24 protein-coding genes are annotated in these 26508 nt (G+C 65.5%); 11 read left to right on the forward strand and 13 right to left on the reverse strand.

From position 1 onward, the window contains the following. The first annotated feature begins 7 nt into the window (after positions 1-7). Genes metZ through EUV02_RS00285 form a run of 3 tightly spaced genes read left to right on the forward strand, consistent with a single transcriptional unit; the run spans position 8 to position 2444 of the window. A complete protein-coding gene (metZ, locus tag EUV02_RS00275; protein ID WP_135244246.1) occupies positions 8-1216 on the forward strand; it encodes an O-succinylhomoserine sulfhydrylase in 1209 nt (402 codons plus the stop codon). 17 nt (positions 1217-1233) lie between these two features. Continuing rightward, positions 1234-1638 carry a Co2+/Mg2+ efflux protein ApaG gene (gene apaG, locus EUV02_RS00280; protein WP_135245303.1) on the forward strand — a complete coding sequence of 135 codons (405 nt, stop codon included), beginning with the start codon at positions 1234-1236 and terminating at the stop codon, positions 1636-1638. Next, positions 1635-2444 (forward strand): LysR substrate-binding domain-containing protein, encoded by an 810-nt coding sequence (locus EUV02_RS00285; protein ID WP_135244247.1) that lies wholly within the window; start codon positions 1635-1637, stop codon positions 2442-2444. Before apaG ends, EUV02_RS00285 begins: the two co-directional genes overlap by 4 nt. A 3-nt stretch (positions 2445-2447) precedes the next feature. Here the strand turns inward: EUV02_RS00285 and EUV02_RS00290 are convergent, their stop codons facing one another. Together EUV02_RS00290 and parE are read right to left on the reverse strand one after the other, a co-directional pair. Next, positions 2448-3179, reverse strand: coding sequence for a 2OG-Fe(II) oxygenase (locus EUV02_RS00290; RefSeq protein ID WP_243445718.1), 732 nt, complete (start codon positions 3177-3179; stop codon positions 2448-2450). Between the two features lie 25 nt (positions 3180-3204). Then, positions 3205-5181 carry a DNA topoisomerase IV subunit B gene (gene parE, locus EUV02_RS00295; protein ID WP_135244248.1) on the reverse strand — a complete coding sequence of 659 codons (1977 nt, stop codon included), beginning with the start codon at positions 5179-5181 and terminating at the stop codon, positions 3205-3207. A gap of 473 nt (positions 5182-5654) precedes the next feature. Here parE and EUV02_RS00300 point away from each other — a divergent pair, with 473 nt between their 5' ends. Together EUV02_RS00300 and EUV02_RS16065 are read left to right on the forward strand one after the other, a co-directional pair. Next, a complete protein-coding gene (locus EUV02_RS00300; RefSeq protein WP_166430439.1) occupies positions 5655-6389 on the forward strand; it encodes a TorF family putative porin in 735 nt (244 codons plus the stop codon). Positions 6390-6568: 179 nt separating this feature from the next. Then, positions 6569-7510, forward strand: a complete 942-nt coding sequence (locus EUV02_RS16065) for a PEPxxWA-CTERM sorting domain-containing protein (RefSeq protein WP_424022163.1) — start codon at positions 6569-6571, stop codon at positions 7508-7510. A gap of 473 nt (positions 7511-7983) precedes the next feature. Here the strand turns inward: EUV02_RS16065 and EUV02_RS00310 are convergent, their stop codons facing one another. The 7 genes from EUV02_RS00310 to EUV02_RS00340 form a co-directional block, all read right to left on the reverse strand. Then, positions 7984-8781, reverse strand: coding sequence for a transglutaminase-like domain-containing protein (locus EUV02_RS00310; protein ID WP_135244250.1), 798 nt, complete (start codon positions 8779-8781; stop codon positions 7984-7986). A 331-nt stretch (positions 8782-9112) separates the two neighbouring features. After that, entirely contained in the window at positions 9113-10525 is a 1413-nt protein-coding gene (gene glnA / locus EUV02_RS00315) for a type I glutamate--ammonia ligase (protein WP_135244251.1), read from the reverse strand. A gap of 43 nt (positions 10526-10568) precedes the next feature. After that, the gene (locus EUV02_RS00320; RefSeq protein ID WP_135244252.1) at positions 10569-10907 is read right to left on the reverse strand and encodes a P-II family nitrogen regulator; all 339 of its coding nucleotides are present in this window, start codon (positions 10905-10907) and stop codon (positions 10569-10571) included. Between the two features lie 174 nt (positions 10908-11081). Continuing rightward, the gene (locus EUV02_RS00325; RefSeq protein WP_135244253.1) at positions 11082-11858 is read right to left on the reverse strand and encodes an SDR family oxidoreductase; all 777 of its coding nucleotides are present in this window, start codon (positions 11856-11858) and stop codon (positions 11082-11084) included. A 31-nt stretch (positions 11859-11889) separates the two neighbouring features. Continuing rightward, complete coding sequence (locus EUV02_RS00330) at positions 11890-13506, reverse strand: MFS transporter (protein ID WP_135244254.1); 1617 nt, start codon at positions 13504-13506, stop codon at positions 11890-11892. Between the two features lie 224 nt (positions 13507-13730). Continuing rightward, positions 13731-14255: an RNA 2',3'-cyclic phosphodiesterase gene (gene thpR, locus EUV02_RS00335; protein WP_135244255.1), complete on the reverse strand. Its 525-nt coding sequence runs from the start codon at positions 14253-14255 to the stop codon at positions 13731-13733. Then, complete coding sequence (locus EUV02_RS00340) at positions 14255-14884, reverse strand: arylesterase (RefSeq protein WP_135244256.1); 630 nt, start codon at positions 14882-14884, stop codon at positions 14255-14257. Before EUV02_RS00340 ends, thpR begins: the two co-directional genes overlap by 1 nt. Positions 14885-14932: 48 nt before the next feature. Between EUV02_RS00340 and EUV02_RS00345 the strand changes: the two genes are divergently transcribed. From EUV02_RS00345 to EUV02_RS00360, 4 genes are all read left to right on the forward strand, one after another. After that, the gene (locus EUV02_RS00345; RefSeq protein ID WP_135244257.1) at positions 14933-15643 is read left to right on the forward strand and encodes an ABC transporter ATP-binding protein; all 711 of its coding nucleotides are present in this window, start codon (positions 14933-14935) and stop codon (positions 15641-15643) included. After that, positions 15643-18120, forward strand: a complete 2478-nt coding sequence (locus EUV02_RS00350) for an ABC transporter permease (protein WP_207790072.1) — start codon at positions 15643-15645, stop codon at positions 18118-18120. Before EUV02_RS00345 ends, EUV02_RS00350 begins: the two co-directional genes overlap by 1 nt. 208 nt (positions 18121-18328) lie before the next feature. Further along, the gene (locus EUV02_RS00355; RefSeq protein WP_135244259.1) at positions 18329-19075 is read left to right on the forward strand and encodes a Bax inhibitor-1/YccA family protein; all 747 of its coding nucleotides are present in this window, start codon (positions 18329-18331) and stop codon (positions 19073-19075) included. A gap of 195 nt (positions 19076-19270) precedes the next feature. Then, the gene (locus tag EUV02_RS00360; protein WP_135244260.1) at positions 19271-20137 is read left to right on the forward strand and encodes an ABC transporter six-transmembrane domain-containing protein; all 867 of its coding nucleotides are present in this window, start codon (positions 19271-19273) and stop codon (positions 20135-20137) included. On the opposite strand, the gene EUV02_RS00365 is transcribed toward EUV02_RS00360, so the two are convergent. After that, positions 20134-21054: a dienelactone hydrolase family protein gene (locus EUV02_RS00365; RefSeq protein WP_135244261.1), complete on the reverse strand. Its 921-nt coding sequence runs from the start codon at positions 21052-21054 to the stop codon at positions 20134-20136. The two genes, EUV02_RS00360 and EUV02_RS00365, sit on opposite strands and share 4 nt — an antisense overlap. 61 nt (positions 21055-21115) lie before the next feature. Next, positions 21116-21499: a hypothetical protein gene (locus EUV02_RS15570; RefSeq protein WP_166430440.1), complete on the reverse strand. Its 384-nt coding sequence runs from the start codon at positions 21497-21499 to the stop codon at positions 21116-21118. On the opposite strand from EUV02_RS15570, the gene EUV02_RS00375 reads away from it, so the two are divergent. Both EUV02_RS00375 and EUV02_RS00380 read left to right on the forward strand, forming a co-directional pair. Beyond that, on the forward strand, positions 21498-22628 hold the full coding sequence (locus EUV02_RS00375) for a sensor histidine kinase (protein ID WP_135244263.1): 1131 nt from the start codon (positions 21498-21500) through the stop codon (positions 22626-22628). The genes EUV02_RS15570 and EUV02_RS00375 overlap by 2 nt on opposite strands. Further along, the gene (locus tag EUV02_RS00380) at positions 22621-23346 is read left to right on the forward strand and encodes a LytR/AlgR family response regulator transcription factor (protein ID WP_243445719.1); all 726 of its coding nucleotides are present in this window, start codon (positions 22621-22623) and stop codon (positions 23344-23346) included. The genes EUV02_RS00375 and EUV02_RS00380 overlap by 8 nt, the downstream gene beginning before the upstream one ends. 79 nt (positions 23347-23425) lie before the next feature. On the opposite strand, the gene EUV02_RS00385 is transcribed toward EUV02_RS00380, so the two are convergent. Both EUV02_RS00385 and clpA read right to left on the reverse strand, forming a co-directional pair. After that, positions 23426-23758: a UrcA family protein gene (locus EUV02_RS00385; protein WP_135244264.1), complete on the reverse strand. Its 333-nt coding sequence runs from the start codon at positions 23756-23758 to the stop codon at positions 23426-23428. Positions 23759-24031: 273 nt separating this feature from the next. Continuing rightward, entirely contained in the window at positions 24032-26398 is a 2367-nt protein-coding gene (gene clpA, locus EUV02_RS00390; protein ID WP_135244265.1) for an ATP-dependent Clp protease ATP-binding subunit ClpA, read from the reverse strand. Positions 26399-26508 lie beyond the last annotated feature (110 nt).

Consider the following 26508-nt stretch of genomic DNA (forward strand, 5'->3'; position numbering starts at 1 on the left):
TGCTGCCATGAAAAAGCATACCGGCCAGAACCGCCAGATTACCAGGTCATGGCATCCCGCAACGCAGGCCGTGCGCGGCGGCACCATGCGTTCCGAAATCGGCGAGACGTCGGAGGCGATCTTCCTGACGTCGGGCTATGCGTATGACAATGCCGAGGAAGCCGCTGCCCGCTTCCGTGGCGAACAGCCCGGCATGACCTACTCACGTTTGCAGAACCCTACAGTGGCGATGCTCGAGGAGCGGCTGTGCCTGCTCGAAGGCGCCGAAGCCTGCCGCGCCACCACCACCGGCATGGCGGCGATGTCGGCGGCGCTCATGTGCCAGCTGTCGGCGGGCGACCATCTGGTCGCGGCGCGCGCGATGTTCGGATCGTGCCGCGTGCTGGTCGACACCATCCTACCGCGCTTTGGCGTCGAGACCACTGTCGTCGATGGCCGCGACACCCAGGCCTGGGCCAAGGCGCGCAAGCCCAACACCAAGATGTTCTTCCTCGAAACGCCGGCCAATCCGACGCTGGACATTGTCGACATGGCCGCGGTCGCCGACATCGCGCATGACGCCGGCGCGCTGGTCATGGTCGACAACGCCTTTGCGACGCCGGTGCTGCAGCGGCCGTTCGAATTCGGCGCCGATATTGTCGCGCATTCGGCGACCAAGCTGATGGACGGGCAGGGCCGCGTGCTAGGTGGTGCCGTGCTTGGGCGTGAGAAGTGGATCAACGATGTCTATCTGGCGTTCACCCGCCACACCGGCCCGATCCTCAGCGCCTTCAACGCCTGGGTCATTCTGAAGTCATTGGAAACGCTCGACCTACGCGTGCGCCGCGCGGTCGAAAACGCAGGCAAGGTTGCCGCGTTCCTCGAAGCGCGGGTGCCGCGCCTGCTCTATCCCGGCCTCGCCAGCCATCCGCAGCACGCGCTGGCGATGCGGCAGATGGACGGTGGCGGCACGATCATCGCGCTCTATCTCGATGGTGGCCGACCGCAGGCGCACGGCTTGCTCGACGCGCTGCAGCTCATCGACATTTCGAACAATGTCGGCGACTCGCGCTCGCTGATGACGCACCCGGCATCGACGACGCACGCCAGCGTCCCCGAAGCCGGGCGGCTGGAGATGGGCATCACCGAGGGCATGCTGCGGCTGTCGGTCGGGCTCGAAGACCCGCGCGACCTCATCGCCGATCTCGATCAGGCGCTAAGGCAGATCGGGCTATGACGAATGCCGGCCAGCCAATGAACGTGTTCTTCCCGTTCGCGGCAGAGACGCTCGGCGTTGTGGTGCGCGTCAACCCGCGCTTCCTGCCCGATCAGTCCGATCCGCAGCAGCGGCGCTATGCTTGGAGCTATCACGTCCGCATCGAAAACCGCGGGGCCGTACCGGTGCAGCTGACCGACCGCCACTGGGTCATCACCGACGGTAATGGCCAGGTCGAGGAAGTCCGCGGCCCCGGCGTGGTGGGCCAGACGCCGGTGATCGAGCCAGGACAATCCTACGACTATGTCTCGGGCTGCGGACTAACCACGCCGTCAGGGTCGATGCATGGCAGCTTCCGTATGCTGGCGGGCAGGGTGCCGTTCGACGCCGCCATCCCCAAGTTCGGGCTGCTTAGCCCGCCGCCGCGCGCGGTACGCAAATGAAGCGGACGCACCTACCGCTCAACGCGCTGCGTGTATTCGACGCTGCCGCGCGGCATCTGTCGTTTACCAAGGCAGCTGACGAACTGGCGGTAACGCCGGCGGCTGTCGGCCAGCAAATCCGCGCCCTGGAAGATGTGCTCGGCGTCGTGCTGTTCCGCCGCATGACGCGAAACCTCGAGCTGACGCCCGAGGCCGAGCGCGCATTGCCGGCGTTGCGCGCGGGATTCCTCGAGTTCGAGGAATCGGTGCGGCTGCTGCAGGAAGCACAGGGCTCGAAGACGCTGACGCTGGCCGCACCGCGCGACCTGACGGCGAAATGGCTCGGCGTGCAGTTGGCGGCCTACACCGCGCTCAACCCCGATGTGCGCTTCGTCATCGTGTCGGCGGATGACGGCATCGATTTCACCCAGGCCAATCTCGATCTCGCGCTGGTCTTCGGCCCGGCGCCTAATGACGAGGGCATCCATGGCAAGCCGCTGGGCGCCGAAACCTTGGTCACCGTCAGCGCACCGGGCCATGCCAGCGACGGCTGCTTCATTCGTTATCCCGGCGATGCGATGCCACCCGAAGGCTGCAGCACGCTGACGGTCGCCGATGCAGGACTGGCACTCGATGCGGCCGCCGCCGGGCTGGGCCGGGCGCGCGTGCCGGCGCTGCTCGCGGCCGCGGATATCGCCAGCGGACGGGTCGTCGCCAGCGGCGATCCCGAACCGATCAATCAGGCCTGGTGGCTGATAGCCCCGACACCGCAATGGCGGCAGGCCAAGGTCAAGGCACTCGTCGAGTTCCTCGCAACGCGGGTCTAGGCGCTAGCGGTCGCGGAACCAACCGGTGATGGCGTAGCGGCCGACCTGCGACCAGCTTGGCACGAAGCTGACATTGTGGCGCTGTGGCACAGCGAACATGTTGAGCGCGTTGAAGCGTGGCCGGAAGCCGGTGATGATGTCGCCGTCGTCGTCGTAGAAGTTGAGGTAGCCGCCCCAGTCCTCGTGCCAGTCCTGCGTGAAGTTCATGACATAGGCGATACGCCAGCCCTCGGCGACATGCGCGTCATGGTGAAGCCCGAGGAACTGGCCGGGGCCGAACAAGGTCGCCTGCGCGTCGGCCTTGACGAGGTCGGGCATCGCCGTCACCTCGCGCACCAGATCCATCAGCGGCGCATCGTTGATATGTTCGACCAGCAGATGCAGCGGGCCTTCGGGGTCCCAGTTGTTCGCGTACGCCGTGACCATCGGGTAACGCTGGTACGAGAAGCCGTAGCCGCGTGCCCGCACGCGCTGCGCGATCGCCTGGCCCATGGCACCGCGCTGCTGCGGTGACAGCTTGGCGAGGTCGGCGGGGCTGATGTCGGTCTGGCTGTTGCCGTCGTTCCACGCCAGCCCCCACGGCGTCTGCTGCGACAGCACCTGATGGATTGTCGCGGCGGCATCGGCGGTCAGGAAGTTGCGGATCTGGACGCGGCGGTCGCGGGCGAAAGTCGCCGCCAAGGCCGCGCGGTCGAGCCCGGGGTTGATCTTGAACAGCGGGATTTCGTCACTCACGCGAATGTCTCTATCGTTGCGCCGCTCATGCGTCGATCACCTCGGCATCGACGGCCTCTGCACTGGCCTGGATGAATGCGAAGCGGTGCTCGGGGTTGCGCCCCATCAGCCGCTCGACGAGGTCCTTGACGTCAGCACGCGCATCATAGTCGGTCGGCAGCGTGACGCGCAGCAGCGTGCGCTTGGCCGGGTCCATCGTGGTTTCCTTGAGCTGCGATGCCGCCATTTCGCCGAGGCCCTTGAAGCGCCCGACCTCGACCTTGCCGCGGCCCTTGAAGACTGTCGCCTCAAGCTCGGCCTTGTGGGCATCGTCGCGGGCATAGGCAATCGTGCCGCCTTGCGCGAGGCGGTAGAGCGGCGGCTGTGCAACGAACAAATGGCCATCCTTCACCAGCCCCGGCATTTCCTGGAAGAAGAACGTCATCAGCAGCGTGGTGATGTGCGCGCCGTCGACATCGGCGTCGGCCATGATGACGATGCGCTCATAGCGCAGCGCTTCGGGGTTGTAGCGGTCGCGGGTGCCGCAGCCGAGCGCCTGGATCAGATCGGCGATTTCGGTGTTGGCGCCGATCTTGGCGCTGTTCGCCGAAGCGACGTTGAGGATTTTGCCGCGGATCGGCAGCACCGCCTGCGTCTTGCGGTCACGTGCCTGCTTCGCCGAGCCGCCGGCGCTGTCACCTTCGACGATGAATAATTCGGTGCCCGCCGCGTCATCGCTGGCGCAGTCAGTCAGCTTGCCGGGGAGGCGCAGGTTACGCTTGTTGGTCGCGGTCTTGCGCTTGGTGGCGAGCTCCGCGCGGCGGCGCAGGCGTTCGTCCATGCGCTCGAGCACGAAGCCGAGCAGCGCGCGGCCACGGTCCTGCGCGTCGCTGAGCCAATGGTCGAAATGGTCGCGGATGGCACTTTCGACCAGTCGCGCAGCTTCGGGTGAGGTCAGCCGGTCCTTGGTCTGGCTTTGGAACTGCGGGTCGCGGATGAACAGCGACAGCATGACCTCGGCCCCGGTCAGCACGTCCTCGGCCTGGACGTCGCTGGCCTTCTTCTGGTTGATCAGCGCCGCGAAGCCCTTGATGCCCTTGGTCAGCGCGGCGCGCAGGCCGGCTTCGTGCGTGCCGCCATCGGGGGTCGGAATGGTGTTGCAATAATAGCTGCCCGAGCCTTCGCCGTAGAGCGGCCACGCGACGGCCCATTCGACGGCACCCTGGCTGTCGGGAAGGTCAACGCGGCCGGCAAACAGCTCGGGCGACACCAGATCGCGGTCACCCAGTTGTTCGCGCAAATGGTCGGCAAGCCCGCCGGGGAACTGGAACACCGCGCTCGCCGGTGTGTCGTCATGGATCAGCGCGGGGTCGCACTTCCAGCGGATCTCGACGCCGCGGAACAGATAGGCTTTGGACCGTGCCAGCCGGCACAGCCGCGCCGGCTTGAAGCGCGCGTCAGGGCCGAAGATTTCGGTGTCGGGCAGGAAGGCGACGCTGGTGCCGCGCCGGCTTTGCACTGCACCCATCGCTTCCAGTTCGGAGGTCTTGTGGCCGCGCGAGAAGCTCTGGCGGAACAGCTCGCGGCCGCGCGCGACCTCAACGACGAGCCGCGATGACAGCGCGTTGACCACCGAAATGCCGACGCCGTGCAGCCCGCCGCTGGTCGCATAGGCCTTGCCCGAAAACTTCCCGCCCGAATGCAGCATCGTCATGATGACTTCGAGCGCCGATTTGTCGGGGTATTTGGGGTGCGGATCGACCGGGATGCCGCGCCCGTTGTCGACGATGGTTAGCGAGCCATCGGCCTCGAGGCTGATTTCGATGCGCGTCGCGTGGCCGGCGACGGCTTCGTCCATCGCATTATCGAGCACTTCGGAGGCCAGGTGATGCAGCGCGCGCTCGTCGACGCCGCCGATGTACATGCCGGGCCGACGGCGAACCGGCTCAAGGCCTTCGAGCACCTCGATATGGCTGGCGTCATAGTCGGTCGAAGTCGCGGTCGCGCTGAATAGGTCGCTCATGCCGTCAGTCTATAGAGCCGCAATCGCCTGTGTGAAAGTGGTAGAACAGGCGGGGAACGACGATGCCACCGCCGCCGCATATGTGCCAACGCTGCGGCGCGCTGTCACAGCTGCAAAAAAGTTGGACTTGTCAAAAAAAGACACTTGCATTTAGCTTTGTTGCAGTGCACAACAATCAGGCCAACATGGCGATCCTCCCCAAGGATTTGACTAAGGGCCGGCGCGAAAGCACCGGCCCTTTTTTTAGGCAGTGTGCCTATTTTTGCGGCGCTTTCCCGAGGGAAAAGCCCGAAAGTTCCACCAACTGTGGCGCGAATCACACAATCATTGCTCGAATCAATGTGCAGTGCGCAATTTGCTTGTGCAACGCAGCACAACTGCGCAAACTTTTCCCAAGTTGACCGAAAACGGACATCAGAGCCGTTGGTCCCGAACTGGCGCGGAATGCACATATGACAAAGGAGTTTTGGGACATGATTCGTTCAATTCGATTTGCAGCGCTGGCTGCCACGGCTTTGGTATCGCTCGGCGCTTCGGGCGCGGCCTATGCCGAAGACGCACCGGCCGAAGCCACGCCGTTCGTTACCTTCACCGGCAACGTCACGCTGGTCAGCGACTACCGCTGGCGCGGTGTGTCGCTGAGCAACACCGACGCGGCGATTCAGGGTGGCATCACCGCCACGACCAAGCCGGGCTTCTTCGTGTCGATGTGGGGCTCGTCGATCGCGCCTTACGGCGGCGCGACCACCGAAGTCGATCTCTATGGCGGCTGGACGGGGACCTTCAGCGGTATCACCCCGACGATCGGTATCTACGGCTACCTGTATCCGGGCGGCACTAACGTCGATTTCTATGAACTCTACGGCTCGCTGGGCTTCGCGCTCGGCCCCGTCGGCTTCACCACCGGCATCAACTTCGCGCCGAACCAGAACAACATCGGCGGCGGTAACAACACCTATATTTACATCGCGCCGTCGTTCACCATCCCCGGCGTGCCGATCACGCTCAAGGGTAACCTTGGTTACGAATCCGGTGACATCGTCGCTGCGCTCGGCACCCCGTACGACAACAAGGTCGACTACATGATCGGCGCCGACTTCAAGTACAAGATGCTGACCTTCGGCATGCAATGGGTTGGCAACAACCGCAGCAGCTACGGCGGCAACCTTGGCGACACCTTCCTCGTCAGCCTTGGTGCCAGCTTCTAAATCGCGTTGCTTTCGTGCTTACCGGCGGGCGGATTGCTTCGGCAGTCCGCCCGCTTTTTTGTGCGCGGTGCCGCAATGCGTTTTGGCACCGCCACTGTGATAATTGACACAGACATGGTCGAACTGGAATCCTAGCTTTCCAAAGCAATCAGGGGGATGCTTCGATGCGATCAATTTACATGACCACTGTTCTCGCCGCGCTGGCATTTGGTACTGCCGCGCATTCGGCGAGTTTCCTGTCGCGATCGGGCACCATTGCGATTGCCGCAAGTTGCCCCGCGGCACCGCTGACCGGTGAATGTCCCAACGTGCCGGGCAGCCAGCCGCTGATACCGATCGGCAGCTACCCACTGGTGCAGGACTGGAAACTGTATCAGCCGGGTCTGACGCTGACGTCGTACATCGGCAGCGCGTCAACCGGCTATGGCGGCGCTATCGGCAACATTTATCCCGACGGATTGACGCCGGCGCTCCAGGTCGGTGCGTTCACAATTCCCGATGCGCGCGGGCAATATGCGGTAAGCTATGGATTGGCGGCTGCAGCCTATGCTTACACCTACACCGGAACATCCGCCGTCGCATTGCCGCTGGTTGGCAACATTAACTTCGATGTGCTGTTCGCCGCGCCAACGACACTGGCGCTCAATTACAGCTTTGGCTCCGCGACGATGCGCATGGCGGTCACAACGCCCAATCTCTTCGCGAACCCCGGGACCGCACCGGATTCGGTCGTTTGCGGCAACCCCGACGTGCTGGCTGCCGGCTATGCAACCGGCGGTGTCGGGGGCTTTGCCAACGGCTTTGCCGCGAAGTCATTCAACTTCGCGCTCGATCTGACCAACGGCTGTGACGGCCAGCCGATGATGCTCAACCCAGGGCAGTCGGTCTACATTTACACCTATCTCAATGCCTATGCGCAGCGTGGCGCGACGGTCGACGCGACGCACAGCTTTCACGTCAACCTCGCGCCGGGTACGCCGCCGGCGGTGGCGGCGGCATTGCAAAGCGGCTTGACGTTGCACGCCAATGTGCCCGAGCCGGCAAGCTGGGCGATGATGATTGCCGGCTTCGGGCTGGTCGGCAGTGCGGCAAGGCGCCGGCGGATGGCTTCGCTCGCCTGAGCATTGGGCCTCGCTTCCGGGCACGACGAATTTCCGGCCAGCGGATATCCCCGCCCCGGTCTATCGTCCTTGGGTACTGACCCCCACCGCCACGGTGGAGATGTAATCCTCTTCCCGATGACGGCTTCCTTGGGTGGGTCGCTTGGTCATCGGGAAGAGGCAGGCTTTGTGTCGTTGGTCGAGGTAGCCGGGGGCGGAGGGCGTTTTGCGGTTTCTTAGGCCGCATACGCGGTTTGGACGCGTGTTTGACGCGGTTGACGTACGCGTTTGGTAGACGTGCCCTCCTTGGAACACTTGGAGCTGAAGTCCTCGACCTGACAGAGCGCGGGGCTGAAAAGCGCGGCGGTGAAACGACACGTCCGGGTACGCAAGTGGCGATCGTGAGCCCGGACAGGTTGGACGGGAAACACCCATTTCCCGTCGCCTTGATGAACCTACTAACCGATTCGGTTCGAAATGTCAAATGAAATCACTCAGGCGGCGATAGCGGGCACCACCGTTGCGACGTCGACGCTGAGCCAGACCAGCTCGGCGCCGATGTTGGTCGTCAGAAACGCGATGTCGGCGGCGTCGCGGCCCGCAGCGATTCGTACCAGCCCGTTGATCGGCGCCAGCCGCGTCGGGTCGACCAGCCACCAGCTGCCAGCGACGAACACCTCGATGACCGCGTGGAAGTCCTGCGGCACCAGTCCCTCGGCATAAACCGCGACGGCTCGCGCCGGGATGTTGGCGGCGCGGCACAGTGTTATCGCCAGATGCGCGAAATCGCGGCAGACGCCGGCGCGGTCGACAAACGTCTCCTCCGCCGTGGTTTCGTGCGTGCTGACGCCGAACTGATAGTCGATGTTGCGGTGGATCCAGTCGAGGATCGCTGCGACGCGTGCGCCACCGCTCATCGGTGCCGGGAAAGCGCGCGCGACGAAACGGCCGAATTTGTCCGACGGGCAGTAGCGGCTGGGCAGCAGGTAGCGCAGCGCATCGGCGGGCAGGTCGGACCAGCGCGTTTGCGGCGCATTGGCGGGAATCGCGATGCGCGGGACGATGTCGACGACGGCGGCGTATTCGATGCGCAGTTCGTGGGCTGTTTTGCCGCGCAAGGTTCTTGAGCCGTCGGTGGGGTCGGTGGTTTCGATCAGGCGGGTTGCGGGGTTGAGCGTCAGTTGCTCGCTGACCAGCGTCTGGCCGAGGGCGTGCGCGACCTGGAACTTGGCGATGATTTCGGTGGGCTCGTGGAAGCGGTAGGCGAGGGTGGTCAGGACGCGGACGCGCATGGGGGCGGGGGCCTTGGAACGGGTTTTGGGGACAGCGGCAGCGGATGGTGCGCCGGCTAGCGTTCCATTTTGATGACGGTGTTGGGATGGTGTCGCGCCTAGCTGGTTTAGGGGCGTGGCGCAACCGTACGGCAAAGCCGCACGGACCTGGGTGGGTTCGTGCGGCTTTGGGGAATTTTAGGGGAGGGTAGGTAGGAAGTAAGGGGCCGGCAAAGCCGTCCGTCGGACGGGTTCGGCGGCGGAGGCCCGCCGCCCCGCCGGCCGGGCGCCACGCGAGTCCGTGGCGATGGCCGCGATTGCAAGCGCAATCCCGGCCATCGCCACTGGCCGCTTAGGCGCTGTAGTACATATCAAACTCAACCGGCGCCGGGGTCATTTCCCAACGCGCCACATCTTCCATCTTGAGCTCGATGTACGAGTCGATCTGGTCGTCGGTGAACACGCCGCCCTTGGTGAAGACCGCACGCGCCTTGTCGAGCGCGCCGAGCGCTTCGCGCAGGCTGCCGCACACCGTCGGGACCTTCTTGAGTTCCTTCGGCGGCAGATCGTACAGGTTCTTGTCCATCGCCGGACCGGGGTGGATCTTGTTTTCGATGCCGTCGAGGCCCGCCATCAACAGTGCGGTGTAGCACAGATAGGGATTGGCCATCGCGTCGGGGAAGCGCACTTCGACGCGCTTGGCCTTGGCACCGGTGCCGTACGGGATACGGCACGATGCCGAGCGGTTGCGCGCCGAGTAGGCGAGCAACACCGGTGCTTCATAGCCCGGGACGAGGCGCTTGTAGCTGTTCGTCGACGGGTTGGTGAAGGCGTTGCAGGCCTTGGCGTGCTTGATGATGCCGCCGATGAAGTACAGCGCCATTTCACTGAGGCCGGCATAGCCGTCGCCGGCGAACAGCGGCTTCTTGCCGTCCCAGATCGACAGGTGGGTGTGCATGCCCGAACCGTTATCGTCCTTGATCGGCTTGGGCATGAACGTCGCGGTCTTGCCGTAGGCGGCAGCGACCTGGTGGACGACATACTTGTAGACCTGCATGCGGTCGGCGGTGGTGACCAGCGTGCCGAAGGTCAGGCCGAGTTCGTGCTGGGCAGCGGCGACTTCATGGTGATGCTTGTCGCAGGGCAGGCCCATTTCGAGCATCGTCGAGACCATTTCGCCGCGCAGGTCGACGCAGCTGTCGACGGGGGCGACGGGGAAGTAGCCGCCCTTGACGCCGGGGCGGAAGCCCTTGTTGCCGCCTTCATACTTGGTGCCGGTGTTGGTCGGCAGCTCGATATCGTCGAGTTCGTACGAGCCGGTGTTGTAGCCGAGCTTCCAGCGCACATCGTCGAAGACGAAGAATTCGGCTTCCGGCCCGATGTAGACGGTGTCGCCGATGCCGGTCGACTTGAGATAGGCTTCGCCGCGCTTGGCAGTCGAGCGCGGGTCGCGCGAGTAGAGCTGGCCGGTCGAGGGTTCGACGACGTCGCAGATCAGGATCAGCATCGGCGTCGCCGAGAACGGATCGATGTAGACCGCGTCGAGGTCGGGCTGCAGGATCATGTCGGATTCGTTGATCGCTTTCCAGCCGGCGATCGAGCTGCCGTCGAACATGAAGCCGTCCGAAAGCTGGTCTTCGTCAACGACAACCGAGCACATCGTCAGATGCTGCCACTTGCCCTTCGGGTCGGTGAAACGCAGATCGACCCATTCGATCTCCTGCGCCTTGATCATTTCGATGATGTCTTTGGGCTTGTTGGCCATGTCGGGGGAACCTTCTTGCTTGGTTTGACAGGTTGGTTGGAAACTAGAGGGCGTCGCTGTCGCGTTCGCCGGTACGGATGCGCATCGCGGTTTCGATATTCGACATGAAAATCTTGCCGTCGCCGATGCGACCGGTGCGCGCAGCCCCGGCAATCGCCTCGATCACGCGCTCGGCCTGATCGTCATCGACCACCACTTCAAGGCGCACCTTGGGCAGGAAATCGACGACATATTCGGCACCGCGGTAAAGTTCGGTGTGGCCCTTCTGGCGCCCGAAACCCTTGGCTTCGGTGACGGTGATGCCGCTGACACCGACTTCGTGCAGCGCCTCCTTCACTTCGTCGAGCTTGAACGGCTTGATGATCGCTTCGATTTTTTTCACTTGGGTCTCCGGCGGGAAGCAGACGGGGGCGAGAGGCGTGCGTGCTACCGCTAGAGAAGCACAATCCGTGCCAAATGCGCCTGCCACGGCAACGACCTGAAAACGGGCAGGACTCGCATCAAATCCTGCCCGATTCGCTCGCAACTGCCCGTTTTTTGGGCAGCAAGCCCAGCCTCAGGCCGTGGTCGCGAAGCCGCCGTCGACGGTGACCGTCGAGCCGCACAGATAGCCGCTGGCGCGGCTGCCGAGGAACAGCGCGACGCCCGCCATGTCATCGGTGTTGCCCTTGCGGCGCATCGGCGTCTGGCTCATCGTCAGGTCGACGATTTCGTCGTTGAGTCCGGCGGTCATCTTCGAGGGGAAATAGCCCGGTGCGATGGCGTTGACCGCGATGTTCCGCGCCGCGAGAAACTTCGCCATCATCCGCGTCATGTGCAGTACGCCGGCCTTCGAGGCGTTGTAGCTATAGGCTTCGTATGGCGACACGTGCATGCCGTCGATCGAGCCGATGTTGATGACGCGGGCCCAGTCATCCTCGGTTGCGGCGGCGGCGAGCTGCTTGACGAGCTTCTGCGTCAGGAAGAACACCGATTTGAGGTTGAGGTCGATGACCTTGTCCCAGCCGGCTTCGGTGAAGTCGTCGAAGCTCTGGCCCCAGCTGGCGCCGGCGTTGTTGAACAGGATGTGGACCTTGGGCTCGCGCGCGGCGATTTCGGCGGCAAAGCGCGCCAGGTCGGCCATGTCGCCGAGGTTAGCCGGGATCGAGATGCAGGTGCCGATTTTCGATAGCTCGGTGGCCAGCCCGTCGCACACCGCGGCGTTGCGGGCGCTGATATAGACCTTGGCGCCGTTTTCGACATAAGCGCGGGCGATCATTTCGCCGATGCCGCGCGAGCCGCCGGTGATGACCACGACCTTGCCGCGGACCGAGAACAGGTCTTCGATTTTCATAAGGGATTCCTTCTTGGGGGATTGAAACAGGTCAGGCAGGCTCGCCGGCTGCGATGGCGCGTTCGACGCGCGTCGCTTCGGCAAGCGGCAGCCGGCGATAGACGAAATACATGCACACCATCGTCACCGGCACCACGACCAGCAGCGACAGGATGCCCGTCGCCAGCGAGCCGGTGACCTTCGACACCGCACCGGCGAAATACGGCCCGAGGCCCAGCCCGATCAGCGTCGTGCCGATGAAATAGGTCGCGGTCGCGGCGCCGCGCATGCGCGGCAGCACCAGGTCCTGCGTCGTCGCGGCGGCAATCCCCGGATAGACGCTGGCGAGGATGGTCAGCGGGATGTTGCACAGCAGGAACGTCGCGAGCGATGTGGTGGTGAACATCACCAGGAACAGCGGCAGCGGCAGCAGCGTCGCCAGACTGACCACGATGATGCGGCCACCGGGGTTGCGGCGCTTGGCGATGTCCGACAGCCAGCCGCCAACGACGACGCCGATGAAGCCGCCCGCGGCGCCCATGCCGCCGAGCGCCAGTGCGACAAAGCCGGTGGTCGCGTAGAATGGCACCGGCAGGCCCGATGCCTCCATCGGCGCGACAAAGGTGCGCATTGCGTAGGGCACCGCCCAGAAACCCGCAGCATAACCGACGAAGCTCATCAGCCCGAAGCCGACCAGCGCGAACACGAACGTCGGCGTGCCCCAGATCAGGGCGAAGGTCGGCTTGTCGCGCTGGCGCAGCGACTGCGACCAGCTGGAGACGGCATAGCCGCCGAGGCAGATCGCCACCCATTGCGGCACGTCGCCGGTCACCGCGATCATCACTGCAGCCAGCGCGCTGAAGCCGCCGGCAATGGCGATGTTGGTCAGCAGCACGCGCGGGCCGAACTGCGCGACATGGAAGAACGTCAGCGGCGGCAGCACGCTCGACAGGTCATGGTAAAAGCGCTTCCAGATATCCGGGGTCGGCAGCGGCGGCGGCAGGCCGTCGGCACGGCCGCGGATCGGCTCCTTGAGCGTCGCCACCCACACCGACAACAGCAGCCCGGGGAAACCGACCGCGAGGAACGCCGCCTGCCAGCCAACCAGCCCCATCGGGCCGCCGCCGGGGTACCAGCCGTTCCACGTCTTGACGACAACCGCGCCGATCAGCAGCGAAACGCCGGCGCCGATGTACAGCCCCGACGAATAGACCGCGAGCGCCGTGGCGCGGCGCTCCTTGGGGAACCAGTCCGACAGCATCGAGAACGCCGACGGCGACGCAGTCGCTTCACCGATGCCGACGCCGACGCGCGCCGCGCTGAGGTGGACGAAATTGTTCGAAAACCCCGACAGCGCGGTCATCGTCGACCAGATCGCCAGCCCGATGCTGAGCAGCCGCGTCCGCACCCAGTTATCCGCCAACCGCCCGAGCGGGATCCCAAACAGCGAATAAAACACCGCAAACGCGGTGCCGTACAGAAACCCGATTTCGGCGTCGGACAGCTTGAGGTCGCGCTTGATGTCCTCGGCCAGGATCGACAGGATCGACCGGTCGATGAAATTGACCATATAGACCAGCACCAGCACGAACAGCACATAGCGGGCGTAGGTGCCGCCAACAGGGGGCATGTTCGAATCGGCCGGTGGTGCGGTCGTGCTGGCGTTCATGATGTTCCCCGAGGTTGGCGCTTTGTTGCGTCTTGCTCGCATCGCTAGCAGGGTCGAAGGGCTTCGGGAAGCGGGCAAGCGTGAAGAGCCTCCGGCGGGCAGGCCTTGGGCCTGCACCATTGGTTTGGACCGGTGCCATCATAACCGGCATCGGTCATTGTGACGCGCCGCCAAACTATTGGTGCAGGCCCAAGGCCTGCCCGCCGGAGGCCCTTAACCTTCGTCTAAAGCCGATATCTTTCAACGATCTCGTAATTCGAGCCGCCGCCGCCCAACGTCGACTCATACAGCGCAAAGCTGGCCACTTCGAACGTCGTCGCCGGCAGCACGCGGGCCAGAAAGCCGTCGATGGCGCCGGCGCTGCGGTTCAGCCGCGCCAGCGTGATGTGCGGGAGAAAGGCGCGTGCTTCGGGGGCGATGCCGACGCGTGCCAGCGCCTGTTCGATGCGCTGGTTGAGTGCCTTGATGGCGTCCTGCGGGGTGACGCCGATCCACAGATTGTCGATGATGCCGCGTGTGTCGAAGCTGCCGGGGGCGCCGAGTGCCAGTGTGAACGGTACGCCGCGGACCTGGCCCAGTGCGGCGGCGATGTCCTGCGCGCGGTGGCGGTCGACCTCGCCGATGAAACGCAGCGTCAGGTGGAGCTGGTCGTCGGTTTGCCAGCGCGCGCCGGCGACGCCGCCCATGGCGGCGAGCAGCACGTCGCGCACTGCCACCGGCAGTTCGAGCGCGACGAACAGCCGGTGCATTATTTCGGTCCCAGCGCCGCCTCGACCGTCGGCAGGATGCGCTTGACGATCACCGCGACGCCCGCGGCGTTGGGGTGCATGCCGTCGGCGAGTTGCAGCTTGGGCGTCGCCGCCACGCCGTCGAGGAAGAATGGATACAGCCGGACTTTGTGCTTCGCCGCGAGTGCCGCGTACATCGCATCGAACGGCTTGGTGTACGCCGCGCCGAGGTTGGGCGACGCGCGCATGCCCGCCAAAATCACCGGAATCTTGCGCTTGCCGAGTTCGGTCAGCATTGCATCGAGGTTGGCGCGGGTGATGGCCGGATCCTGGCCGCGCAGCATGTCATTGGCGCCGAGTTCAAGGATGACGAGGTCGGGTTTGGCGCCCAGCCCCGCCAGCACCCAGTTCAGCCGCGCCCGCCCCGCCGTCGAGGTATCGCCCGATACGCCGGCATTCTTGACGGTCACATCACGCCCGGCCTTGTCCAGCGCCACCTGCAGCTGCGCCGGGAAGCTTTCGGCAGGCTTGAGCTGGTAGCCGGCCATCAGGCTGTCGCCGAAGCCCAACACCAGCTTCGGCGCGGCGTTCACCGCCTGCGACACCAAAACCACCAACAGCAGCAGCGCCAACTGGTAAAGCGGACGCATACGCCCATATGATTGCAGCCACCGCGTCACTTTGCTTCCGGAACCTCCATGCACAAGCCTGTCGATACTATCGTCATTGATGCCGCCAATGTCACGCTCCGACTGGGGCGCGGCGAGGCGGCGGTCGATATCCTGCGCGGCGTCGATTTGCGTGTGCGCAGCGGCGAAAGTGTTGCAATTCTCGGGCCTTCGGGATCGGGCAAATCGTCGCTGATGGCTATCTTGTCGGGGCTGGAACGCGCCACATCGGGACAGGTTCAGGTCGCCGGCAATGATTTCACCAAGCTCGACGAAGACGGACTGGCGCGCGCCCGACGCGGCCGCATCGGCATCGTGCTGCAGGCGTTCCACCTGATCCCGACGATGACCGCGCTCGAAAATGTCGCGGTGCCGCTCGAACTCGCCGGCCACGCCGATCCCTTCACCCGCGCCCGCGCCGAGCTCGAAGCCGTCGGCCTCGGCCACCGCCTCAGCCACTATCCCGCCCAGCTTTCGGGCGGCGAGCAGCAGCGCGTCGCCTTGGCACGCGCCACTGCCCCTGGCCCGATCCTGTTGTTCGCCGATGAACCCACCGGCAACCTCGATGCTGCCACCGGCGGCGCCATCGTCGAGCTGATGTTCGCCAAGGTGCGCGCGGGCGCCGCGACGCTGGTGTTGATCACCCACGACCCCGAACTCGCGGCGCAATGCGACCGCATCATCGAAATGCGCGACGGCAAGATCGTCCACGACAGCGCTAACGCTGCGGTCACCGCCTGATGCTCGCGTTACGCATGGCGTTGCGCGAATTGCGCGGCGGACTATCGGGACTGCGGCTGCTCGCCGTCTGCCTCGTGCTCGGGGTCGCCGCACTCGCCGGCGTCGGCAGCCTGTCCGACGCGATCACCACCGGCATTTCCGACCGCGGCCAGCTCATCCTCGGCGGTGACATCGAAATCGCCATGACGCAGCGCAGCGCCACGCCCGCTGAACGCGCCGCGTTCGCGAAAACCGGCGCGGTCAGCGAAGTGCTGCGGCTGCGCGGTATGGCAGGGAAGGGCGCCGACTCCACCATCGCCGAGGTCAAGGCGGTCGACGCTGCCTATCCGCTTTACGGTAACTTCGCCATCCAGGGCGGCGTGCCGCTCGCCCCCGGCAGCGTCGCGGTCGCCCCTGCACTCGCCGACCGCCTCGCGCTCAAGGCCGGCGACACGCTAACGCTCGGCAACCGTGCTTTCCGCGTCGCCGGCACCATTGCCGACGAACCCGACCGCGCCGGCGAGGGGCTCGGCTTCGGCCCGGCGCTCATCCTGCGTCTCGATGACCTCGCCGCCACTGGCCTGCTCGAACCCGGCAGTCTTTATCGGGCCAACTACCGCATCCGATTGCCCGATGGTCAGGCCACCGCGCCGGTCATCAAGACCCTCGAATCCGCTTTCCCCGATGCCGGCTGGCGCGTCCAGGACCGCAGCGACGGCGCCCCCGGTGCGCGGCGGTTCATCGAACGCCTCGGCCAGTTCTTGACGCTGGTCGGGCTGACCGCGCTGGTGGTCGCGGGTGTCGGCGTCGGCAACGGCGTCGCCAGCTATCTCGACAGCAAGTCGAACACCATCGCCACCTTGAAAAGCATCGGCGCCGAATCCGCGCTGATCTTCCGATCGTACCTTTTCCAGATCGGCCTCGTCGCGCTGGTGTCAGTCGTCATCGGTGCGGCCATCGGCGCGCTGGTGCCATGGGCGGTGGTGCAGCTTGCCGCCGACGCGATGCCGGTGCCGCCGGTGCTCAGACTTTACGCCGCGCCGCTGCTCAGCGGTGCCGCTTACGGCATGCTGATCGCCGTGGCGTTCGCGCTGTGGCCGCTCGCTCAAGCCACCGCGATGCCCGCCGCCAAGCTGTTCCGTGACGCCGTCGAAGTGCGCAACGTGCCGGTCTTCAGCGTCATCGGCATCATCGCGATTGCCATCGTCATCATCATCGCGCTCGCCGTGGGGCAAGCCAACGACCGCCTGTTCGCGCTCGGCTTCGTCGGCGCCGCAACCGTGCTGCTCGGCCTGCTCACCGCGCTTGCGGCCGGCATCCGCGCACTCGCCGCGCGCGCCCCGCGCCCCAAAACCCCGCTGGCGCGCCTCGCGCTCGGCAACCTCCACCGCCCCGGCGCACTTACGCGGCAGCTGGTGGTGGCGCTCGGGCTCGGGCTGACCTTGTTCGCGACGCTCAGCGTCATTGAAACCAACCTGTCGGGGCAGATCAACAAGTCGCTCCCCGACCGCGCGCCGAGCTTCTTCGTCCTCGATATCCCCAGCGACCGCATCGATGAATTCCGCGCCATCGTCGCCAAAAATGCCCCCGGCGCCGCCTTGCGCACCGTCCCCAGCCTGCGCGGCCCGGTCACCGCGGTCAACGGCGTGCCAGTTTCGTCCATGAAGAACATCCCGGACGACGCGTGGATCCTGCGCGGCGACCGCGGCCTCAGCTATGCCGCCGTCCTGCCCGCCGACAACAAGCTCGTCGCCGGCAAATGGTGGCCCGCCAACTACGCCGGCCCGCCGCTGATCTCGCTCGATGAAGCCGCCGCCACTGCGCTCGGGCTCAAGGTCGGCGACACGTTGACCGTCTCGGTGCTCGGCGTCGAAATCCCTGCGAAAATCGCCAGCCTGCGCGCTATCGATTGGGGCACGCTCGGCTTCAACTTCGCCATCCTGTTCGCGCCGGGCACACTGGAAAACGCGCCGCACACCTGGATGGCCACCGTCGCCGCCACCCCCGTCCACGAACGCGCACTGTCGGCCGCTATCACCAGCGCCTACCCGACCGCCTCGCTCGTCCGCGTCCGTGATGTGCTGGGGCAGGTCGGCGAGTTGCTCGGCCAGATGTCGGTCGCCATCCGCGCCGCCGCGTCGGTCACCGTCGCCGCCGGCATCGCCGTGCTCATCGGCGCACTCGCCGCCAGCCGCCGCGCCCGCACCTATGACGCCGTGCTGCTCAAGGTGCTGGGCGCCACCCGAGGCCAGATCATCCGCGCCACCCTCATCGAATATGGCGCACTCGCCGCCATCGTCGCGCTCCTCGCGCTGGCGCTCGGCTCACTCGCCGGCTGGTTCGTCGTCGTCAACGTCCTCAAACTCAGCTGGGCCCCGTCCTGGCCCCCCGTCATCGCCACCGTGCTGGTCGGCGGCCTCGTCACCGTGTTGTTGGGCCTCGCCGGCAGCTGGCGCGCTTTGGCGGCGCGACCTAGCGAGGTGCTGCGCACGCTCTGACGAGGAGTTGAAGGGCCTCCGGCGGGCAGGGGTGACCCCTGCACCCATTTGATTGGCGCTCTTCAATTGGGTGCAGGGGTCACCCCTGCCCGCCGGAGGCTCTTTTTCTCGCCAAACTTCTGCGACACCAACGCCGCTTGAAACCCGCTCCGATAACGCCGATATTGGCGGCACGGCTGGCACTCTTGCCGGCGTGATGGAGATTGAGATGGCAAACCAGTTCGACCCGCGTTCCGCTTTTTCGGCGCAGGCAGGCCGTTCCGTTGACGCGGCCAGCTTTGACGCCGGGCTGCGGTCTTATATGCTTTCGGTTTACAACTACATGGCGAGCGGCGTGCTGCTCACCGGCCTCGTCGCGCTGTTTGTCGCGCAGAGCGGCCTGGTGGCGAAGCTGTTCAACCCGGAGACGGGCCAGACCTCGCTGCTCGGCTGGGTGGCCATGCTGTCGCCGCTCGCCATGGTGATGGTGCTGAGCTTCGGCATCAACAAGCTGTCGGAAGGTGCCGCCAAGGCGCTGTTCTGGGCCTATGCCGGCATCATGGGCGTTTCGATGTCGACGATCTTCCTGATTTACACGGGCAGCTCGATCGCCACGACGTTCTTCGCTACCGCCGCAGGCTTCGCCTCGCTCAGCCTGTACGGCTACACCACCAAGCGCGACCTATCGGGCATGGGCAAGTTCCTGATGATGGGCCTCGTCGGCATCATCGTCGCGATGATCGGCAACTTTTTCTTCAAGTCGAGCGCGCTGTCGCTCGGCATCTCGATCATCGGCGTGTTCCTGTTCGCCGGCCTGACGGTGTATGACACGCAGAAGATCAAGAACATGTACGACCAGGTCGCCGGCAGCGATTTCGAAGGCAAGGCCGTCGTGATGGGCGCGCTGACGCTGTACCTCGACTTCATCAACATGTTCATGTTCCTGCTGCGCTTCATGGGCAACAGCCGCAACTAAGCCGCGGCAGCTTCCAGAATGCGAAAGGCCCGGTGGGAAACCACCGGGTCTTTTTTGTGCGAAGAGCCTCCGGCGGGCAGGGCCTTGGCCCTGCACCCGAATATTGGGCGGTGAATTTGCAGCCGACATCGCGCATGATGCACCGGCGCAATAGTTGGGTGCAGGCCTCAGGCCTGCCCGCCGGAGGCCCTTTGAATGGTCATCAAATCCCCATCTCCCGGTTGGCGCCTGCTCGCCGGTGTCGGCGGCAGCAACCGCGCGCGGCTGGCGCTGACCTATGTGCTGGTGCTGGTCGAGAATCTGGCGGACCTGCTGTATCCGTTCACCATCGGGCTGGCGATCGACGGGTTACTGGCGGGCAAGCCGGAGCGGATGGCGCCGCTGATTGCGCTGTGGCTGGCGCATCTGGTGGTCGGTTTGGGGCGGCATTTGTACGATACGCGGGTGTTTACGGCGATATATGCCGAGATGGCGACCGACGTGGTGCGCGGGCTGCGTGCCGGCGAAGCGTCTGACAACGTCATTGTCGGCCGGATCTCGCTGTCGCGCGAGCTGACCGATTTCCTGCAGCACGAGATTCCGGCGGTGGCGCAGGTGCTGGTGAAGAGCATCGGCGCGGTGGTGATGCTGTTCGCCTATGACGTGACGGTCGGCGCGATGGCGCTGGCGGCGCTGGTGCCGATGCTGGCGGCGAGCGGCTGGTTCACGCGGCGCGCCGGCCGGCTCAACGCCGGGCTCAATGACCGCTATGAGAACGAGGTGCGGATTGTCGCGCGGTCACCGCTGGCGGCGGTGCGCCGGCATTTCCTGCGGCTGCGCTGGTGGCAGGTGCGGATTTCGGACAGCGAGGCGACCGCCTGGGGGATCATCGAGCTGGCCGCCATCGGCTTGACGGTGGCGGTGCTGCTGCGACTGACGGCGATGCCGGGGGTAACCGCGGGCACAATCTACGCGGTGCTGGCCTATGTGTTCAGCTTCTACGAGGCCGCGTCGGAGCTGCCAGAGCGGCTGCAGAACGCGGTGCGGGTGGGGGATATCGGCGACCGGCTGGCGGGCGGCTAGCGCACGTGCTTCTTGAACCAGTCGACGGTGCGTGCCCAGGCCAGATCGGCGGCGGCCTTGTTGTAGCGCGCCGCCGATGTGTCGTTGTTGAAGGCGTGGTTGACACCGTCATAGACGAACGCCGCATAGGTCACGCCCGCCGCCTTTAGCGCGGCTTCGTAGCCCGCGATGCCGGCGTTGATGCGCTCGTCGAGCCCGGCGTAGTGCAGCAGCATTGCCGCCTTGATCTTGCTGACCTGCGTCAGGTCGGCGGGCACCGGGCCGTAATAGGCGACGCCGGCCTTGAGCGCGTCGCCGGCGGCAATCGCCAGTGCGTTGACCATGCCGCCACCCCAGCAGAAGCCGACCGCGCCGGCCTTGCCGGTGGTGGTCTTGAGGCCCTTGTGGAACGCCAGCGTCGCCACCGCATCGGCGACCGTCGCGGGCCGGTCGAGCGCGCCGATCATCGCGCGCGCCTTGTCTTCGGCAGCCGAAATCGCTTCGGGGGTGGTGTCGGCGGCGACGGGCGTGCCACCGGCCGGCGACAGGAAATCGGGCGCCAGCACGTCGAAGCCTTCGAGCGCCATGCGCCGCGCGATATCCTTGATATGCGCCGTCAGCCCGCGGTTTTCGTGGATGACCATGATCGCGGGCAGGCGCTTTGCAGTGTTCGCCGGGCGGACGTGATAGCCGCGCATGACATGGCCATTGGCGCCGGGCCATTCGAGCATTTCGGAAACCACGCGCGGGTCATTGTCGGGGGTCAGGCTGGCGGCTGACGCAGAGGCCTCGATCAGCGGCAACAGTGCTGCGGCAGTGGCGGCGCTTCCGGCCAGCCGCGTCAGCCCCGACATCAGCGCGCGGCGGTCAAGGTCATGATGGGTGAACCGGTCGTAGAGGTCGATCATTGACTGGGTGATCGTCGCTGGCTTGGTCATGGCAAGTCTCCCGCTGTTCGCCGTGGAAGCTAGCGCAACCGCGTGACACTGGCGAGTAGGACTAGCGGGCGAGCGAAAATTTGCGCGCGTCGCGTTCGGTCCATGAAATGACCAACTGCAACCCCATGCCGGCGGCCTTGGCTGCGAGCGCGAACTGGCGCGGGTTGGGGTCGGCGCGGTCTTCGAACGCCAAGCTGAGCCGCGCGCCGTCCTGGCTGGCGAGCAGCACCAGCGCGGCGAGCGCGCCAAAGGCGAAGGTGTTGGGCGATAGCATCGGCGGTGTCTTTCCCCCGTTGGTGGCGCCCGTCGCGATTGTCGGTGCCTGTCGCCGGATTAACGTGCGCCGGGCCAGTTCGCCGCCGGCGTTCGACCAACCGCCGTGGCGGTTCGACCGACGACCTGCGGCATGGGTTACAGCACCGCCAATGCTGGTAAGAAGGGGCATGGCTAGTCCACCCCAAACCGCGCCGTTCCGGGTGCCGCCGCGCGTCGCGCTGGCATCGATCCTCGGCTTCTGGGCGTTCTACTTCGTCATCAATACGGTGCGCACAGCGGCGTTTCATGAAGGCCCTGGCGAACTCGATATGCTTGGCCGGCGTACAGTGGTGTCGCTGTTCGGCATCGGGCTGACAGCGCTGTTCTATTTGCTGTTGCGGCGTGTTGAGAATTGGCCGTTGCGGCGACTGGTGGCGACTGTGCTGGTCGGCGCGGTGCCGCTGTCGCTGGCGTATGCGGCGATCAACTTCACGGCGTTCTACATTGTCAGTCCGGCCGAATCGACGCTCGCCGAAATCGCCAAATATCCGGATAAGCACGTCTCGCCGTTCATGCTCATCGCCGAGGCGGCGCTCAACTGGTACTTTTTCATTGTTGCCTGGGGCATCCTGTGGATTGCGCTGGCCAATGCCGAGCGCGTCCGCCACGCCGAGCGGCTGATGGCGCGCTACCGTGCCGAGGCGCAGACCGCCGAGCTGCGCGCGCTGCGCTATCAGGTCAATCCGCACTTCCTGTTCAATACGCTCAACTCGCTGTCATCGCTGGTGCTGGCCGGCCGCAATGCCGATGCCGAGGCGATGATCATCAACCTCGCGAATTTCTTCCGGTCGAGCCTGAGCGGCGACCCCGCTGCCGATGTGCCGCTCGCCGACGAGATCGCGCTGCAGAAACTCTATCTGGGGATCGAGGCCGTGCGCTTTCCAGCGCGGCTGATCAGCATTATCGATGTGCCCGACAGCGTCGCCGATGTGCGCGTGCCCGGCCTGATCCTGCAGCCGCTGGTGGAGAATGCCATCAAGCACGGCGTCGCGCCGACGCAGCGGCCGGTGACGTTGACCATCCGCGCCCGCGCCGAGGGCGTGCGGTTGCATATTACGGTCGAGGATGACGGCAACAACCCCGGCACCGTGCCGTGCGGCGGCGTCGGCTGGCGCAACGTCTGCGACCGGCTGGCGGCGCGCTACGGCGACCGCGCGCGCTGCGAGGCCGGCCCGCTGCCGGGCGGCGGCTACCGTGCAAGCCTGTGGCTACCGCTGGCGATCGACGGGCAGCAGATGGACGCGCGGGTCGGTGCCTGACGCGCCGATCCGCACGCTGCTGGTCGATGACGAGCCGCTCGCCATCGAGCGGCTGCAGATCCTCGCGGCGCGGCTGCCGGCGCTGCACATCGTCGGCAGCGCGCATGATGCGGCGTCGGCGCTGCGGATGATCGCGGCGCTGGCGCCCGAGTTGCTGCTGCTCGACATTGCCATGCCGGGGCTGTCGGGGATCGAGCTGGCGCGGCAGCTGGGTGCGACACCGGCGCCGCCGCTGGTGATTTTCGTGACGGCGTTCGACAGCTATGCGGTGGCGGCGTTCGATGTTGCGGCAGTCGATTATCTGCTCAAGCCGATCGACCCCGAACGGCTGGAGCGCGCCGTCGGCCGGGCGCTGGCGGCGCGTGCCGCAGCACCGCAGGCGGCAGCGCCATGGACGCAGGAATTCTGGGTGCCGAACCGCGGCGAGATCAGCCGCATTGCCGCGGCCGATATCGAGCGCATCGAAGCCGAGCGCGACTATATGCGGCTGCATGTCGGTGCGCGGTCGTACCTGCTGCACACGACGATCATCGAACTGGAGCGCCGGCTTGATCCGGCGGTGTTCATCCGACTGCACCGGTCGACTATTGTGCGGCGCGACTGCATCGCGGCGCTGAAACGCGACCCCGGTGGCAGCTGGGTGGCGGTGCTGGGCGATGGTGTGCAGGTGCCAATCGGCCGGACCTACCTCGATGCGGCGCGGGCGCTGCGCGGGTAGGGACCGGACGTCCAAGGGATAAAAGGACAAAGGGCCGGCAACCGCGAAGGTTGCCGGCCCTTGCTGCGGTGCGCGCGCGCTATTTGCGCAACGCACCGGTGGCAACGCCGCCACCACTGGTTTCTGCGCGGGCCAGCACCGGCGCGAGTTGCGCCGTTGCCGCTGCATGCATCGCTGCCGACATCTGCGCTGACTGCTGGAGCTGCTTGAGGTCGCGGTAGTCTTCGGGCGCCGTCAGCTGCGCGATTGTTGCATCGACGCGGGTTTCGAGCGCGGCACGACCGGCGGGTGTGCCGAGATCGAGATCGGCGTAGCTGATCTTGCCGCTGACGGTCTGCTGCGCGGCGGCAGCGGTGGCGAACATCGGCAGCGCGATCAGCGCAGCGGCAATGAGGGGGGTGCGAAACATCATGTCAATTCTCCCAAGGGGTTCGGGGCTGCGGCGGGGGGAGCCGCACAGCCTTTCTGCGCTTGGGGGGCATGTCTGTCGCGACGAAGTCGATGAGTGTCGGTGGCGTTACGACCAGCGTCAAACCGCGCTGACCAACAGCATTTCTGCTTCGACGAACGCCGCGGGCTGCCGTGAACGCTCACGATTCGGCATAAATTCTTCAATCGGGTGCAGGCGTCACGCCTGCCCGCCGGAGGCCCTTCACTGAACCTCCGGCGGGCTTGCGTCTACGGTTCAGGCGCTCGCCGGACTTTCGGACGACGCCGTGCCCGCCTTGCCGGCCTTGGGCTTGCTCTTGCGCTTGGCCTTGGCGACGCCGGGGACGATTTCGAACGCCAGCGTGGCGTCGGGCGTGTCGGCATCCTTGACGTGGACACGGACTTCGCCGCCGTGCACCAGCTTGCCGAACAGTAGTTCCTCGGCGAGCGGCTGCTTGATCTTTTCCTGGATCAGGCGGCCGAGCGGACGTGCCCCGAACAGCTTGTCGTAGCCGCGCTCGATCAGCCAGGTCTTGGCCTCGTCGGTCAGCGCGATATGGACGTCGCGGTCGGCGAGCTGCATTTCGAGCCCGAGCACGAACTTGTCGATGACGCGCATGATCACCGCCGGCGGCAGATAGTCGAACGGCACGATCGCATCGAGACGGTTGCGGAACTCGGGGGTGAACATCTTCTTGATCGCCTCCTCGTCCTCGCCCTCGCGGGTGATCGAGCCGAACCCGACGCCTTCGCGCGCCATGTCGCTGGCCCCGGCATTGGTCGTCATGATCAGGATGACGTTGCGGAAATCGACGGTCTTGCCATGGTGGTCGGTCAGCTTGCCGTTGTCCATCACCTGCAACAGGATGTTGAACAGGTCGGGGTGGGCCTTTTCGATTTCATCGAGCAGCAGCACGCCGTGCGGGTTCTGGTCGACGGCATCGGTGAGCAAGCCGCCCTGGTCGAAACCGACATAGCCCGGCGGCGCACCGATCAGCCGCGAGACGCTGTGGCGTTCCATATATTCCGACATATCGAAGCGCGTCAGCGGGATGCCGAGGATGGTCGCGAGCTGGCGCGCGACTTCAGTTTTGCCGACGCCGGTCGGGCCGGAGAACAGATAGTTGCCGATCGGCTTGTTGGGTTCGCGCAGGCCGGCGCGGCTGAGCTTGATGGCGCTCGCCACACGCTCGATTGCCTTGTCCTGCCCGAACACCACGCGCTTGAGGTCGGCCTCCAGCGTGCCGAGCGCCTTTTTGTCGTCGGTCGAGACGCTTTTGGGCGGGATCCGCGCCATCGTCGCGATGACGGCCTCGACTTCCTTGACGCCGATGACCTTCTTGCGCTTGGCGAGCGGCACCAGCATCTGCGATGCGCCGGTTTCGTCGATGACGTCGATCGCCTTGTCGGGCAGCTTGCGGTCGTTGATGTAGCGCGCCGACAGCTCGACCGCGGCCTTGATGGCTTCGGGCGTGTATTTGAGCTTGTGGTGCTCCTCGTAGCTCGGCTTGAGGCCCATCAGGATGGCGATGCTGTCCTCGATCGTCGGTTCGTTGACGTCGATCTTCTGGAAGCGCCGCAGCAGCGCGCGGTCCTTTTCGAAGTGGTTGCGGAACTCCTTGTAGGTCGTCGAACCGATGCAGCGGATGGCGCCCGATGACAGTGCCGGCTTGAGCAGATTGGACGCATCCATCGCACCGCCGCTGGTCGCGCCCGCACCGATGACGGTGTGGATTTCATCGATGAACAGCACCGCATGCGGCAGTTTTTCGAGCTCGTTGACGACGTTCTTGAGGCGCTCTTCAAAGTCGCCGCGGTAGCGCGTGCCGGCGAGCAGCGCGCCCATGTCGAGGCTGTAGATGACGGCGGGCAGCAGCACGTCGGGGACCTGGCCCTCGACGATCTTGCGCGCCAGCCCCTCGGCAATCGCGGTTTTGCCGACGCCGGGGTCACCGACATACAGCGGGTTGTTCTTCGACCGCCGGCACAGAATCTGGATGGTGCGATCGACTTCGCTGCTGCGGCCGATCAGCGGATCGACTTTGCCCAGCTTGGCCTTTTCGTTGAGGTTAACGGTGAACTGCTTCAGCGCCGATTCGGTCGGCTTGCCGCCCTTGGCATCCTTGGCTTCGGGCTCGGGCGTCGGCTCGGCAGCGCCCTTGACGGCGCGCGGTTCGGACGCGCCGGTCTTGGCGATGCCGTGGCTGATGAAGCTGACCGCGTCGAGGCGCGACATGTCCTGCTGCTGCAGGAAATAGACGGCGTGGCTCTCGCGTTCGGAAAACAGCGCGACCAGCACATTGGCGCCGGTGACTTCCTCGCGGCCCGACGACTGGACGTGCAGGATGGCGCGCTGGATAACCCGCTGGAATCCGGCGGTGGGCGAGGGGTCGACACTGGCATCGGCCTTGAGCGCCGACAGCTCGGTGTCGAGGTAATTCGACAGCTGCGCCGCCAGCTCTTCGGTGTCGGCACCGCAGGCCTTCATCACCGCATGCGCATGCGTGTCGGCCACCAGTGCCAGCAGCAGATGTTCGAGCGTCGCATATTCATGGTGACGCTTGCTCGCTTCGGCCAGCGCATTGTGCAGCGTGTGTTCAAGCTCGCGCGTGAAAGCGGGCATGGACGTCTCCTAATCTCGCCGGCCAAGGGACTCCGACCGGCCCCCACAATGTCACCCTGCAACGCGCAACAATCAAGGGGGCTGAATGCAGTGCGGCAATTGCGTCGGGG

This window comes from Glacieibacterium arshaanense, assembly GCF_004681125.1.
Classification (GTDB): domain Bacteria; phylum Pseudomonadota; class Alphaproteobacteria; order Sphingomonadales; family Sphingomonadaceae; genus Polymorphobacter_A; species Polymorphobacter_A arshaanense.

What these genes read in the sequence shown, in the direction of transcription:
- apaG (WP_135245303.1), top strand. Translation starts at nt 1,234, where the DNA reads ATGAACGTGTTCTTCCCGTTCGCGGCAGAGACGCTCGGCGTTGTGGTG.
- EUV02_RS00355 (WP_135244259.1), top strand. Translation starts at nt 18,329, where the DNA reads ATGGCAAACCAGTTCGACCCGCGTTCCGCTTTTTCGGCGCAGGCAGGC.
- EUV02_RS00365 (WP_135244261.1), bottom strand. Translation starts at nt 21,054, where the DNA reads ATGACCAAGCCAGCGACGATCACCCAGTCAATGATCGACCTCTACGAC.
- EUV02_RS00330 (WP_135244254.1), bottom strand. Translation starts at nt 13,506, where the DNA reads ATGAACGCCAGCACGACCGCACCACCGGCCGATTCGAACATGCCCCCT.
- EUV02_RS00345 (WP_135244257.1), top strand. Translation starts at nt 14,933, where the DNA reads ATGCACAAGCCTGTCGATACTATCGTCATTGATGCCGCCAATGTCACG.
- parE (WP_135244248.1), bottom strand. Translation starts at nt 5,181, where the DNA reads ATGAGCGACCTATTCAGCGCGACCGCGACTTCGACCGACTATGACGCC.
- glnA (WP_135244251.1), bottom strand. Translation starts at nt 10,525, where the DNA reads ATGGCCAACAAGCCCAAAGACATCATCGAAATGATCAAGGCGCAGGAG.
- EUV02_RS00285 (WP_135244247.1), top strand. Translation starts at nt 1,635, where the DNA reads ATGAAGCGGACGCACCTACCGCTCAACGCGCTGCGTGTATTCGACGCT.
- EUV02_RS00360 (WP_135244260.1), top strand. Translation starts at nt 19,271, where the DNA reads ATGGTCATCAAATCCCCATCTCCCGGTTGGCGCCTGCTCGCCGGTGTC.
- EUV02_RS00300 (WP_166430439.1), top strand. Translation starts at nt 5,655, where the DNA reads ATGATTCGTTCAATTCGATTTGCAGCGCTGGCTGCCACGGCTTTGGTA.
- EUV02_RS00310 (WP_135244250.1), bottom strand. Translation starts at nt 8,781, where the DNA reads ATGCGCGTCCGCGTCCTGACCACCCTCGCCTACCGCTTCCACGAGCCC.
- EUV02_RS16065 (WP_424022163.1), top strand. Translation starts at nt 6,569, where the DNA reads ATGACCACTGTTCTCGCCGCGCTGGCATTTGGTACTGCCGCGCATTCG.
- EUV02_RS00385 (WP_135244264.1), bottom strand. Translation starts at nt 23,758, where the DNA reads ATGATGTTTCGCACCCCCCTCATTGCCGCTGCGCTGATCGCGCTGCCG.
- EUV02_RS00350 (WP_207790072.1), top strand. Translation starts at nt 15,643, where the DNA reads ATGCTCGCGTTACGCATGGCGTTGCGCGAATTGCGCGGCGGACTATCG.
- EUV02_RS00340 (WP_135244256.1), bottom strand. Translation starts at nt 14,884, where the DNA reads ATGCGTCCGCTTTACCAGTTGGCGCTGCTGCTGTTGGTGGTTTTGGTG.
- clpA (WP_135244265.1), bottom strand. Translation starts at nt 26,398, where the DNA reads ATGCCCGCTTTCACGCGCGAGCTTGAACACACGCTGCACAATGCGCTG.
- EUV02_RS00325 (WP_135244253.1), bottom strand. Translation starts at nt 11,858, where the DNA reads ATGAAAATCGAAGACCTGTTCTCGGTCCGCGGCAAGGTCGTGGTCATC.
- EUV02_RS00375 (WP_135244263.1), top strand. Translation starts at nt 21,498, where the DNA reads ATGGCTAGTCCACCCCAAACCGCGCCGTTCCGGGTGCCGCCGCGCGTC.
- metZ (WP_135244246.1), top strand. Translation starts at nt 8, where the DNA reads ATGAAAAAGCATACCGGCCAGAACCGCCAGATTACCAGGTCATGGCAT.
- thpR (WP_135244255.1), bottom strand. Translation starts at nt 14,255, where the DNA reads ATGCACCGGCTGTTCGTCGCGCTCGAACTGCCGGTGGCAGTGCGCGAC.
- EUV02_RS15570 (WP_166430440.1), bottom strand. Translation starts at nt 21,499, where the DNA reads ATGCCCCTTCTTACCAGCATTGGCGGTGCTGTAACCCATGCCGCAGGT.